Origin of the sequence: Streptomyces sp. NPDC051561, from assembly GCF_044454195.1 — a bacterium.
In the GTDB taxonomy this organism is placed as follows: Bacteria; Actinomycetota; Actinomycetes; order Streptomycetales; family Streptomycetaceae; genus Streptomyces.
In genome coordinates this window covers 217,451-230,512 of sequence record NZ_JBITDM010000006.1, presented here as the reverse complement: position 1 = coordinate 230,512, position 13,062 = coordinate 217,451, and the positions used below count along the sequence as shown (strand labels likewise).

Here is a 13,062-nt window from a genome sequence, read left to right as displayed (position 1 = left end):
GATGTCGCAGACGCACCAGCTGTCGGCCTGCCCCGGCTGTGAGGAGCCGCTGGAAACGGGCGACTCCTTCTGTGAGGTGTGCGGGTACGACCTGACGGCCGTGCCCGAGCCGCCCGGCGACCGTCCGACGGTCGCCATCGGGGCCCACGCGCCGGAAGAGTCCCCGGACGGGCCGTTGGCCGCCCCTGCGCCCAACGGGCAGTCCACCGGCAGACCGACCCCGGACGTGTCCGACCCGGGCTTCCCGGACGGCACCGACCACACCGTGGCCCCCGCCCACATCGCGGAGCCCGGTCACGCGCCTGCTCCCGGTCATGCCCCGGACCCCGGTCCGGCCTCCGGCCCCGGTCACGCCGGCGACCCCCGGGACCCGCGCGGCGCCGGTGCGCACGAGGGCCGCGCGGGGCAGGGCGGTCAGGACGACGACTACGACGGCGGCGAGGACACCGCCGACATGCCCGTCTTCCAGGTCCCCACCGTCGACGACTTCCCGCTGGCCGCCCCGGTGGCCCAGCAGCCGCAGAAGGTGTGCGTCGCCTGCCGGGCGGGCCGGATCGACACCGACGGCTACTGCGAGAACTGCGGGCACGCCCAGCCCCGTGAACGCGATCACCAGGAACGGGAGTTGGGCACGGTGGCCGCGGTCAGCGACCGTGGTCTGCGTCATCACCGCAACGAGGACGCCTTCGCGATCTCCGAGGCGCAGCTGCCCGACGGCACCACGGCGACCATCGCCGTGGTCTGCGACGGGGTGTCGTCGGCGACCCGCCCCGACGAGGCCTCGGCCGCCGCGTCGGCCACCGCCAACGCCCTGCTCCTTGAGTCGCTGCCGCTGGGCACCCACCCGCAGCAGGCCCTGCACGAGGCGATCCTGGCCGCCGCCGAGGCGGTCAACGTGCTGGCCGCCGATCAGTCACAGGCACAGGAGCACGACCCGCACCGCCACCAGAACGCCCCGGCCTGCACGCTGGTCTCCTCGATCGTGGCGGGCGGCCTGCTGGTCGTCGGCTGGATCGGTGACAGCCGGGTCTACTGGGTGCCGGACGACCGTTCCGCCCCGCCGGCCCGGCTCACCGAGGACGACTCGTGGGCGGCGCAGATGGTCGCCGCGGGTCTGATGGGCGAGGCCGAGGCGTACGCCGACGACCGGGCGCACGCGATCACCGGATGGCTGGGCGCGGACGCGTACGAGATCGATCCGCACACCGCGTCCTTCAAGCCGGACCGGCCGGGTGTGGTCGTCGTCTGCACCGACGGGCTGTGGAACTACGCGGAGGCCGCGCAGGACATGGCGCGCGCCATTCCCGCAGATGCGGCGACGCGTCCGCTGCACAGTGCGCAGGTGCTGGTGGGGCACGCGCTCGACGGCGGCGGCCACGACAACGTAACAGTGGCGGTGCTGCCGTTCCCGATGCTGCCGCAAGGGGCAGGATCCGCCTACGGAAGCGGCGCCGCACAGCAGTAGGAGGTCCGGCCGGGGGGAGCCGTCCGCCGTGCGCACGAGAGAAGCAGTGCACGAGGGAAGCGGTGCACCGTGAGATGCGGTGCACCGAGAGAAGTACGGCAGCACGGAAAGTACCGGTGGCGCACCCCGCCCGAGCCACGTCCGAACCAGGTCTCGCACCATCCGCAGGACTCGCTAGGAGCCGATCCGATGGCCAATTTCTCCAAATCCAATGTGCCGCAGTTCTCCGTCGACGTGTACCAGAACGAGTTCCTGCCGGAAGGCGGCCGTGAGGTCAACGCGATCGTCACGGTCACCTCGACCGGCGGCGGTACCAGTGGGGCGACGCTCACGGGGGCGACCGCCTCGCCCGCACACATACCCGGCGAAGGTCCTGCGGCAGCCGTAGTGATCATGGTCGACTGTTCGGGTTCGATGGACTACCCGCCGACCAAGATGCGCGGTGCCCGCGACGCCACCTCGGCGGCGATCGACGCGCTGCGCGACGGCGTCGAGTTCGCCGTCGTCGGCGGCACCCACCTCGCCAAGCAGGTCTACCCGGGGCAGGACCGGCTGGCCACCGCGAACTCCGAGACCCGTGCCCAGGCCAAGACGGCGCTGCGCTCGCTGACCGCGGGCGGCGGCACCGCGATCGGCACCTGGCTGAAGATGACCGACCGTCTTCTCGCCTCCTCCGACGCGCCCATCCGGCACGGCATCCTGCTGACCGACGGCCGCAACGAGCACGAGTCGCCGAAGGACCTGGCGGCCGCCCTGGAAGCCTGTGCCGGACGTTTCACGTGTGACGCCCGGGGCGTGGGAACCGACTGGGAAGTGAAGGAAGTCACCGCCATCGCGTCCGCGCTGCTCGGCACCGCCGACATCGTGGCCGACCCCTCGGGGCTTTCCGCGGACTTCACGCAGATGATGGAGAACGCGATGGGCAAGGAGGTCGCGGATGTGAATCTGCGGCTCTGGACGCCCGTCGGGGTCGAGATCAAATTCGTCAAGCAGGTCGCTCCCACCGTCGAGGAGCTGACCTCCCGGCGCACCGAGGCGGGACCCCGCGCGGGCGACTACCCGACCGGTTCCTGGGGCGACGAGTCGCGCGACTACCACGTGTGCGTGCAGGTGCCGGAGGCCGGTGTGGGGCAGGAAATGCTGGCGGCCCGGGTCTCGCTGATCCTCCCGGACACGGCCGGTGGCACCCCGACCACGCTGTCCCAGGGTCTGGTACGCGCGGTGTGGACCGACGACATGGTCGCCTCCACCTCCATCAATCCGCAGGTCGCCCACTACACGGGCCAGGCGGAACTTGCACAAGCAATCCAACAGGGACTGGATGCGCGGAAGTCGGGAGATTTCGACGGCGCTACGTCCAAACTGGGACGGGCCGTTCAGCTCGCGGCCGCCTCCGGGAACGCGGATACTGCGAAACTGCTTGCGAAGGTGGTGGACGTCGTCGACGAGGCGACGGGTACTGTGCGGCTGAAGGCGAAGGTCGCGGAAGCGGACGAGATGACTCTCGAAACGCGCTCCACGAAGACCGTCCGTGTAAAGAAGTAAAAGAAAGAAGACGTCGAACGCGACGTTTTCGGTCAAGCTGATTCAGAGCTGTGTACGGCCTGCGGGCCGGACGAGGAGAGGGGGAAGCGCCGACATGCCGACCTGCCCGAACGGACACCAGTCGGGTTCCGACGACTGGTGCGAGGTCTGCGGCCATCGCATGGCCGGCGCGGTGCCGCCGCCCCCGCCGCCGCCTCCCGCCTACGGATACCCGCAGCAGCCCGACCAGGGCCACGGCCAGGGCGGTTACGGCGGCCCCGACGCCACCGCCCACGCGGAGCTGTGCCCGCAGTGCCGTACCCCGCGCGAGGCGCTCGCCCCGTTCTGCGAGGAGTGCCGGTGGAACTTCCTCACCAACCAGGCGACGTACCCCCCGCAGGCTCCGCAGCCGCCGTACGGCGGGCAGCCGCAGCGTGACCCGTACGAGTACCAGGGTTCGCGTCCCTCGCAGATGAACCGGCCGGCCGAGCCGTACCCCCAGCAGGGGCCCCCGCAGGGCGGCTACCAGCAGGAGTACCAGCAGCAGCCGCAGCACACCGGTGGCGACGACGACTGGATGCTGCCGCCTCCCTCGCAGCAGGTTCCGCAGGGCGGGTACCAGCAGCAGGGCCAGCAGCAGGGTGCCTACCAGCCGCAGGGCGGGTACCAGCCCGACTACCAGCAGCAGGGCCAGCAGCAGGGTGGCGGGCAGTGGTCCGCGACGGTGGGACCCGACCGTGACTACTTCATGGCGATGATGCAGCGCAGCGGGCCGGAGGCGGGCGGGCTGAATCTCCCGGCGTACTCGCCCGAGCAGCATCTGCAGCTCACCGGTAACCAGATCACCATCGGTCGCCGGCGGCACTCGACGGGTGAGTCGCCGGATGTGGACCTCGCGGTTCCGCCGGAGGACCCGGGGGTCTCGCATCAGCACGCGGTGCTGGTGCAGCAGCCGGACGGGACATGGGCGGTCGTCGATCAGAACTCGACGAACGGGACGACGGTGAACGGCGGCGAGGAGCCGATCCAGCCGTATGTGCCGGTGCCGTTGCAGGACGGGGACCGGGTGCACGTGGGTGCTTGGACGACGATCACGATCCATCGGGGTTAGTGATCGATGGGGCGCGGGCGGGGAGTTTCTCCGCCCGCGCCTCTGCTGTGTCTCCGGTCAGATGCGCCTCGGCCGGACGTGCCCCCGGCCGGATGCCCTGGCTGTGTGTCCCCGGCCAGACACCTCGGAGGCCTTCTCAGGTCATGAGTGGCCACGCGTACGGGCCCGCCGGGTCGTCCAGCCAGGCCCATTGGCCCGAGCCGTTGATGGTCACTCCGAAGCGTTCGCGCCGCGGGCGGCCCTCCAAGTGCCAGAGGGCGAGGGCCTCGTGGGGGTCGAGGCTCGATGCGCTGAGGGAGAGCAGGAAGCGGAAGAGGTCGTTCTCCAGCGCGGTGCGGGGCAGGCCGCCGGTGTAGCGCGGGGTGGGGGCCGCGGTGCCGCCGCGCAGGGGGACGAAGTAGGCGGGGGTGGGCAGGAAGCGGCCCTCCGCGTCACCGCTGCCGCGCACCCTGAGCGCGATCAGTCCGGTGGACAGCGGTGCCAGGATGCGGGCACCCGGGGTGCACTGCCGCAGCCAGTCGCGCGGCACCGAGTGCACCGTGCAGGTGGCCACGATCCGGTCGAAGGGCCCACGCTCCGGGCAGCCGCGTGCCCCGTCCTCCGCCACCACGGCGGGCCGCAGCCCGGCGGCTTCCAGGTGAGCGCGTGCGGACTCCACAATCTCCGGGTCCAGATCGACGGTGGTCACGTTCGGGCCGCCGAGCCGGTGGGCGAGCAGGGCGGCGTTGTAGCCGGTGCCCGCGCCGATCTCCAGGACGCGCTGGCCGTCCCGTACCTCCAGTTCGTCCAGCATCTTCGCCATCAGCGAGGGCTGGCTGCTGGAGGAGAGCAGTACGCCGTCGCGCACCCGGGTGGCGAGCGCGGTGTCGCCGTACACCCCCTTCAGCCAGCGCTCGCGGCGTTCGGGGTCCGGGTCCTTGCCCCAGAAGCACTCGTATCCGGCGGGTCCGTGCTGGAACCAGTGCGGTACGAAGAGGTGGCGGGGCACCTCCTCGAAGGCCGTCCGCCAGGCCGGGTCCTTGAGGGCCCCGGTCTCCGTGATCCTGCGGACGAGTGCCGCCCGCTCGCCCGGGTACTGGTCGCCGTTCTCCGCGTGTGCGCCCATAGGCACACTGTGGCGCGGGGGCGGGTGGCTTGGCGAGGGCCCCGTACCCCGGTCCTACGTCCCGAGTCCTCCTCCCGGCCGTCTGAGACGATGGAACGGTGAACGAGATTCCGCGGGGAACCCTTCAGGAGCAGACCTTCTACGAGCAGGTGGGCGGCGAGGCGACCTTCCGTCGCCTGGTGCACCGCTTCTACCAGGGTGTCGCCGAGGACCCGCTGCTGCGGCCGATGTACCCGGAAGAGGACCTGGGCCCTGCCGAGGAGCGCTTCACGCTCTTCCTGATGCAGTACTGGGGCGGCCCGCGCACCTACAGCGACGAGCGCGGTCACCCCCGGCTGCGGATGCGGCACGCCCCGTTCCAGGTGGACCGGGCGGCGCACGACGCGTGGCTGAAGCACATGCGGGTGGCGGTCGACGAGCTGGGCCTGGGCGCCGAGCACGAGCGGCAGCTGTGGAACTACATGACGTATGCGGCAGCTTCGATGGTGAACACCGAGGGCTGAAGGCTGAGCACCAGGGACCCAAGGCCGGACACAGTGGGTTGAGTGCCGAACACGGTGGGTCAACTTCTGTGTTTTTGGGGTGAGTTGGCGTTATCCCGGCCCCCGCAATATCCGGAATGCGATGATCCACTACCGAATTTCGGTCACGATCGCATCAAGTCCCTCCCTCAGAAGGTTTCCCCCGCCGCAGAACCCTGACAGCATCCGAAAGGGCTTTCGGAAGATCGCGGGCGCCGGTGCGCCGAGGCGGTGCACGCCAGGAGCTGTGTGTACCAAGGGGTTCTGGGGGACGGGTGACGGGGTTTGTCTTTCTGCGCGTACGTGCGCACCGACTGCTGCTGTCCGCGGCCCTGCTGGCGGTCGTGCTGACCACCGCGGTGCTCGCCGCACTGGCCGCCTTCTCCGGTTCCATCGGCGACGCCGGTCTGCGGCACTCGCTGGGCGTGCGGGACGCGACGGCCTCCTCGCTGCTGGTGCAGTCCGGCGTCCCGGCGTCCGACCGGGCGCAGGCGGACGCGGTCGTACGGGACGGGGCCCGCCGCGTCTTCGACGGTCTGCCCACCCGGCAGAGCACCCTGGAGCAGTCGGCCGCCTTCGCGCTGCCGCCCACCCTCCAGTCCCCCTCCGCCCGCAAGGACAAGCCCGACCTGACCCGGCTCGCGGGCCTCGACAGGTCCCGGGTCAAGCTGTCCCGGGGCAACTGGCCGGCGAACGGCGTCGGCGCGGACGGTGTGATCGAGGTGGCGCTGCCGGCCGTCGCGGCCAAGCAGCTGAAGCTGTCGCCCGGCAGTGCGGTGATCCCGCTGGCCGCCCGGATCGGCACGGGCGTCGTCAAGGTCCGGCTGACCGGTCTCTACGAGCCCAAGCAACTCGCCGACCCCTACTGGCGGCTTGAGGAACTGGGCGGGCGCGGCATCCGCACCGCCACCTTCACCACCTACGGCCCGCTGCTCGTCGATCCGGCGGTGCTCAGCACCGGGAAGGTCGCCGCGGACGGCAGGGGCTGGCTGGTCAGCGCGGACTTCCGCACCGTGGATTCGGGGCGGATCACCGAACTGCGCGCCGCCGCCGTGGCGGGCCTCAAGCACCTCACCGCGCAGCCGCCCTTCAGTGGGCAGGTGAGCGCGGAGACCGGGCTGCCCCGGCTGCTCGACCAGGCGGACCGGGCGCTGCTGGTGTCCCGGTCGACGCTGGTGATCGTCTCGCTCCAGCTGATCCTGCTGGCCTCGTACGCGTTGCTGCTGGTGGCCCGGCTGCTGAGCAGCGAGCGTGCGGGTGAGACCGAACTGCTGATCGCGCGCGGCTCGTCGCGCCGCCGGGTGGTGGTGCTGGCCGCGGTGGAGGCGGTGCTGCTGGCGGTGCCGGCGGCGGTCTGTGCGCCGCTGGTGTCCGGGCCGCTCACCACGTTGCTGTCGGGGCAGGGTTCGCTGGGGCGGATCGGGCTGCGGCTGGACACCGGTGGGGTGTTCGCCTCCGCCGGAATCTGGCTGGTCGGCGCGGGGGTCGGGCTGTTGTGCGCGGTGGCCGTGGTGGCTCCCGCGCTGACCGCGGGCCGGGGTGCGCGCAGCCGGGTGCGGGCGGTACCGGGGCCGATGAAGGCGGGGGCGGACATCGCCCTGCTGCTGATCGCGGTCGTGGCGTACTGGCAGCTGGACCGGCAGACCTCCGGTTCGGGGCCGCTGGGCGAGAGCCGGGGCGGCGCTCTGGGTGTGGACCCGTTGCTGGTGGCGGCGCCCGCGCTGGCGCTGCTCGCCGGCACCGTACTGACCCTGCGGCTGCTGCCGCCGCTTGCGAAGCTGGCCGAGAAGCGGGCCGCCAAGGGGCGGGGGCTGCCTGCCGCGCTGGCGGGCTGGCAGCTCAGCCGGCGGCCGCTGCGGGGGGCCGGCCCGGTGCTGTTGATCGTGCTGGCCGTCGCGATGGGGATGCTGGCGATCGGGCAGGGCGCGTCCTGGGACCGTTCGCAGGAGGACCAGGCGGACTTCCGCAGTGGGTCTTCGATACGGGTGGCGGGCACCGGGAGTTCCGACTCCGCCCGGGGTAACTCGTACGCCGCGATCGACGGGGTCCGCTCGGCGGCACCCGCCGCGCGTACCGGTCTGCCGCTGTCCGGGGGCCGCACCGCGACGGTGCTCGCCCTGGACACCTCGGACGCACGGGAGAATCTGCGGCTGCGCGGGGACCTGGTCGACGGCGACTACGACGCGCTGGCCGCCAAGCTCCGTACCGGCAGTCAGGAGCGCGTCGGGATCCTGCTGCCCGAGGGCCCCGGCACCCTCGACCTCGCACTCACCTTGCGGCGTCCCGACGGCAAACCGTCCAAGGCCGTCGACGCGGTCACCGCGACCGTCGAGGACCGTTACGGGATGACCTACCGGCTCGCCGCGGGGCAGCTGACCGCCGACGGGCGGGAAAGCACACTGTCCGTGGATGTCTCCCGGCTCGCGGGGCCGCTCCGGCTGACCGGTATGGATGCCTCGCTGGACCAGCCGTACCTGCGGGGCGAGTCCCATGTCCTTTCCCTCAAGTCCCTTGCGAAGAACGGCACTTCGATACCGCGCCCCGGCGCCGGGTTCAAGTGGCTGGGTACCGCCACCGACACCGCCGGGGAGGCCGAGGGCGCCCCGGACGCGGTGTCCACGCTGGCCCCGGCCGCCGCCGGGCAGAACCTCTTCGAGGTCACCTACCGGACCGGCGCGTCCGACGTGGACCCGGAGCTGGACGGGTGGGGCGCGGCGACCCCGCAGACCGTGGTGCGGATCTCGGCGGCCCGCCCGCCCGCCACCGACGGGGTCGGCGCGCTGGCCACCGATGACTTCATGCGGCACGCGGGTGCCGCGGTCGGCTCCAGGATCGACTTCGATCTGCACGGCACCACCCTCACCGTCACCCTGGTGGGCACCCTGCGCCAGCTCCCCACCACCGGGCCCGGCTCACTGGCCACCGACGGACTGCCCGTCGATCCCGCCAAGGACGGCGGGGCGCTCCTGGTCGACCTGCGGGCGGTCAATCACTCCCTCGCCCCCACCGGGCTGAACCCGCTGATGCCGTCCGAGTGGTGGCTGAGCACGGATTCCGCGAAGACCGCGGACGTGGCCGCCGCCCTGCGGGAGCGGCCCGACATCGACCCGGCCCAGGTGCTGGTACGGGACGAGGCGCTGAGCGAACTGCACGACGATCCGCTCGGCGCGGGCCCGCAGTCGGCGCTGCTCGCGGTCGCCGTGGTCGCGGCGCTGCTGGCGGCGGTCGGTTTCGCGGTCGGTGCGGCGGGATCCCTGCGGGAACGGGCCGCGGAGTTCGCGGTGCTGCGTGCGCTGGGCACCCCGCCCAGGCAGCTGGCCCGGCTGATCGCGGCCGAGCACTCGGTGCTGATCGCACTGGCCCTGGTGGTGGGCATCGCCCTGGGCGCCGTACTGACCAGGGCCGTGATCCCGCTGATCGTGCTGACCGGGCAGGCCACCCAGCCCCAGCCGAACGTCCTGGTGCAGCTCCCGGCGGGGCAGATCGCCCTGCTGCTCACCGGTGTCGTCGCCATCCCCCTGCTGGTGGTCGCCGCGCTGGCCCTGCGCCGCGGCGATCCGGCGACCATGCTGCGCATCGGAGGCGGCAACTGATATGAGCGACCGAGCCGTTGCCCCCTGGGTACGCACCCGGCTGCGCGCCGCCCCCGGTGCCGCCGTGTCCATGGCCCTCCTCGTCCTGATCACCGCGTTCCTGGCCGCCGCACTGCCGCGCGGCCTCGACCACCACCTCGACAACGGCATGCGCGCCCAGCTCGACGCGGCCCGCGCCGACCAGCGGATGCTGAAGGTCACCAGTACGCCGCCGGGCCAGGTCCCGGAGAAGATGCGCGAGGACTCGCTGCGGCCTCGCGCGCTGCGGCAGAACTTCGAGGAGTTGCTGAAGGCTCCCGAGGCGCCGGTCCGTACGCTGCCGGAGGCCTCCTCGTACGGAGTGCGCGGCCCGAAGCGGATCGTGGCCAGGGACGCGTGGCTGCCGCGGCCGCCCGTCACGGGCGATGTGGCTCCGGCCCAATTCCTGCTGAGCGCCCAGGCCGAACTGGGCCGGCACTCGCGCATGGTCCAGGGACGCGCGCCGCGCGCGGACGGCAACGGGACGAACGCGGGCACCGACAAGCTGGAGGCGGCGGTCAGCACCGCGACCGCCAAGGCCCTGCGGATGAAGCCCGGTTCGGTCCTGCACGTGGAGAACGGCTCCGAGCAGACCGCGGTGACCATCACCGGGATCTTCGAGCCGCTGCGCACCCAGGACCCCTACTGGGCGACCGACCCGCTGCTGCACACCCCGGCGGTGCTGGCCGCGACCGGTGCCAAGCCGCCGCCGGTCAAGTACTGGGGGGCGTCGCTGCTGCTCGCCCCGGAGGCCGGGCCCGCGCTGCTGCACCTCTTCCCGACGCCCGAGCGGTTCTGGGAGCTGGACTTCGACACCGCGTCCCTCACCGCCCAGGACATTCCGGCCCTCTCCTCGGCGGTCGCCTCCCTGGAGGGCGGGCCGGGGCTGAACGCCCTGCGCGCACTGGCCGGTGACGAGACGGTGGTGACCACCGACACCGAGGACCTGCTGGCCTCCTTCGACGCGACCCGTCAGGCGGTCCTGCCGGTGGTCGCGGTCGCCGCCTTCGGTATCGGTACGGTCGCCGGGGTGGTCATCCTGATGGCGGCCGGCCTGGCCGGGGCGCGCAGGCACGCCGAGTTGTCGCTGGTGCGTTCGCGCGGCGGTTCGGTGCGCGGCATTCTCCTGCGGCTGCTCGGCGAGACGTCGGTGGTGGCGGTGCCCGCCGCCGCCGTGGGCTGGCTGACCGCACGGCTGCTGATCACCGAGGTGCGTGACACCGCTTCGGTGGTGGCCGCGGTGGCGGTCGCGCTGCTCGCCTCGCTGGCGCTTCCGGTACGCGCGGCGGTCGCCCACTTCACCCCGAAGCTGCACGGCGAACGCACCGACCTGGTGCGTGCCAGGCCGTCCCGCCGTCGTACCGTCTTCGAGCTCACCGCTCTGGTGCTGACCGTCGGCGCGGTGGCCGCACTCAACCGGCGTGGCACCGGCCAGGGTTCCGACGAACTGGTCAGCGCCGCCCCGGTGCTGGTCGGGCTGATCGCCGCGATGGTGCTGGTGCGGCTCTACCCGCTGCCGCTGCGGCTCGCGGGCCGTCCGGCCGCCCTGCGGCGGGGCGCCGTCGGGTTCCTGGCGATCGCCCGTGCGGGCCGGGCGCCCGCGACCGCGGCGATGCCGCTGCTGGCTCTGCTGGTCGCGCTGACCACGGCCGCGATCGGCGGGTCGGTGCTGGCGGGGGTCGGCGATGCGCGGGACCGGGCGGCGTACCAGGTGACGGGGGCGGATGCCCGGATCGAGAGCAGCCACGGCTACCCCGAGGAGACCGTCGCCCAGGTGCGGCGCTCGCGGGGTGTGCGGGAGGTGAGCCCGGTCGGGGTGGACTACGAACTGACCCTGGACGAGGACGGGCGGGACGTCACCCTGGTGGTGGTCGACCCCGAGTCGTACGCCAGGATCTCGGAGAAGACCGGGCTCGGCCCGTTCGACGCCGCAAAGCTGAAGGCCGCACCCGGCTCGGCAGCCTTCCCGGTGCTCGCCACTCCCGGTGCCGCCAAGCGCATCGGCGCGCAGGGCAAGCAGCTGCGCAGTGTCTTCCTGGGGCTGGCGGCCTTCACCGCCAGGCCCGTCGGCACCCTGGACGTCACCCCGGCCCAGCGGCAGGGCGAGTTCGTGCTGATCAGCCGGGCCGCGCTGCCCAAGTCCGAGCCCAACGCCCTGATGGTGAACGGCGACAACCTCGATGGTGCGGCGCTCCGGGCGCTGGCGGTGGGCGCCCGGGACGACTCCCGGGTGCAGCTCGCCGCCCAGGAGCGCGCCAAGTACGCGGACCCGCCGCTACAGGCAGGCGCCCAGCAGATCTACGCCGCGGGCGTCGCCGCCGGTGCCGGTTACGCGGTTCTGGCGGTGCTGCTGTCGCTGTTGCAGGCCGCCCCGGAGCGCAGGGCGCTGCTGGCCAGGCTGCGCACCATGGGCCTCACCCGGGCCCACGGGCGGCGTCTGCTGGTCTTCGAGTCGCTGCCGCAGGCGCTGCTCGCGGCGGTCGGCGGTGCGCTGGTGGGCTGGGCCGCGGTCCGGCTGCTCGCGCCCTCCGTCGACCTGGGCAAGCTGGCGCTGTCCCCGGGGGCGGGGGTGGCGGACACCGGGTTCGTGGCGCTGCGCCTGGACCCGTTCTCGCTGCTGCTGCCCGCGGTGGGCGTGGTGGTGATCGCGGCGGGGGTCGCGGTCTTCCAGGCGTGGTGGACCACGCGAGTCACGACAACGACCGAACTCAGGGCAGGAGACGCACGATGACCGGGACCACGGTGGACTCCGCGACGGGCGGCTCCGCGAGCGGCACCACGCTGGCCGAGCTGGAGGCACGGGCCGCGTCCCGCCGCGACCGCCCCGCCTACGGCCACGACGCGCTGATCTCCTGCGACCGGCTGGTACGCGTCTTCACCACCGACGGGGTGGAGGTGCAGGCCCTCCAGGGGCTCGATCTGCTGGTCCAGGAGGGCGAGTTGATGGCCCTGGTGGGGGCGTCGGGCAGCGGCAAGTCGACGCTGATGAACATTCTGGCGGGCCTGGACGAGCCGACCGCGGGTGCGGCCAAGGTGGCGGGCTGCGACCTGCTGACCATGGGCTCCAAGGAGCGGCTGCATTACCGCCGGAGCATCGTCGGCTTCGTCTGGCAGCAGACCGCCCGCAATCTGCTCCCGTATCTGACGGCCGCTCAGAACGTGGCGCTGCCCATGCAGTTGAAGGGCCGGGGTCACAAGGGTGAGCGCACCGAGCGGGTGGACACACTGCTTTCCATGATGGAGGTGGCGGAGTGCCGGGACCGGCGCCCGCACCAGATGTCCGGCGGGCAGCAGCAGCGGGTGGCCATCGCGGTCGCGCTCGCCAACCAGCCCTCGGTGCTCCTCGCCGACGAGCCCACCGGAGAGCTGGACTCCACGACCGCCGGGCAGATCTTCGACGCGTTCCGCCGCGCCAACGACGAGCTGGGCACCTCCATCGTGATCGTCACCCACGACCAGCAGGTCGCTTCCGAGGTACGCCGCACCGTCGCCATCCGCGACGGCCGCACCTCCTCCGAGGTACTGCGCCGCACCGAGGTCGACGCGGCCACCGGAGAGGAGTCGGTCGTCGCCCGCGAGTACGCGATGCTCGACCGCGCGGGCCGCCTGCAGCTCCCGGCGGACTACACGGAGGCCCTGGAGATGAAGCAGCGCGTCATGCTGGAGCTGGAGCAGGACCACATCGGGGTGTGGCCGGACGACCAGCAGCGCTGACCGGGCAGGGG

8 protein-coding genes are annotated in these 13,062 nt (G+C 72.6%); 7 read left to right on the top strand and 1 reads right to left on the bottom strand.

Going from position 1 to position 13,062, the window contains the following annotated elements; genetic code table 11:
• The first annotated feature begins 1 nt into the window (after window position 1).
• The 3 genes from ACIA73_RS16945 (at window position 2) to ACIA73_RS16935 (ending at window position 4,100) form a co-directional block, all read left to right on the top strand.
• Complete coding sequence (locus ACIA73_RS16945) at window positions 2-1,465, top strand: protein phosphatase 2C domain-containing protein (protein ID WP_399439283.1); 1,464 nt, start codon at window positions 2-4, stop codon at window positions 1,463-1,465.
• Between the two features lie 189 nt (window positions 1,466-1,654).
• On the top strand, window positions 1,655-3,010 hold the full coding sequence (locus ACIA73_RS16940; protein ID WP_399439282.1) for a VWA domain-containing protein: 1,356 nt from the start codon (window positions 1,655-1,657) through the stop codon (window positions 3,008-3,010).
• A gap of 94 nt (window positions 3,011-3,104) precedes the next feature.
• Entirely contained in the window at window positions 3,105-4,100 is a 996-nt protein-coding gene (locus ACIA73_RS16935) for an FHA domain-containing protein (RefSeq protein ID WP_399439281.1), read from the top strand.
• A gap of 136 nt (window positions 4,101-4,236) precedes the next feature.
• Here the strand turns inward: ACIA73_RS16935 and ACIA73_RS16930 are convergent, their stop codons facing one another.
• Window positions 4,237-5,205 (bottom strand): methyltransferase domain-containing protein, encoded by a 969-nt coding sequence (locus ACIA73_RS16930; protein WP_399439280.1) that lies wholly within the window; start codon window positions 5,203-5,205, stop codon window positions 4,237-4,239.
• Between the two features lie 98 nt (window positions 5,206-5,303).
• On the opposite strand from ACIA73_RS16930, the gene ACIA73_RS16925 reads away from it, so the two are divergent.
• The 4 genes from ACIA73_RS16925 (at window position 5,304) to ACIA73_RS16910 (ending at window position 13,051) form a co-directional block, all read left to right on the top strand.
• The gene (locus ACIA73_RS16925; RefSeq protein ID WP_399439279.1) at window positions 5,304-5,708 is read left to right on the top strand and encodes a globin; all 405 of its coding nucleotides are present in this window, start codon (window positions 5,304-5,306) and stop codon (window positions 5,706-5,708) included.
• Between the two features lie 293 nt (window positions 5,709-6,001).
• Complete coding sequence (locus ACIA73_RS16920; protein ID WP_399439278.1) at window positions 6,002-9,319, top strand: FtsX-like permease family protein; 3,318 nt, start codon at window positions 6,002-6,004, stop codon at window positions 9,317-9,319.
• Between the two features lies 1 nt (window position 9,320).
• A complete protein-coding gene (locus ACIA73_RS16915) occupies window positions 9,321-12,068 on the top strand; it encodes an ABC transporter permease (RefSeq protein WP_399439277.1) in 2,748 nt (915 codons plus the stop codon).
• A complete protein-coding gene (locus tag ACIA73_RS16910) occupies window positions 12,065-13,051 on the top strand; it encodes an ABC transporter ATP-binding protein (RefSeq protein ID WP_399439276.1) in 987 nt (328 codons plus the stop codon). The genes ACIA73_RS16915 and ACIA73_RS16910 overlap by 4 nt, the downstream gene beginning before the upstream one ends.
• Window positions 13,052-13,062 lie beyond the last annotated feature (11 nt).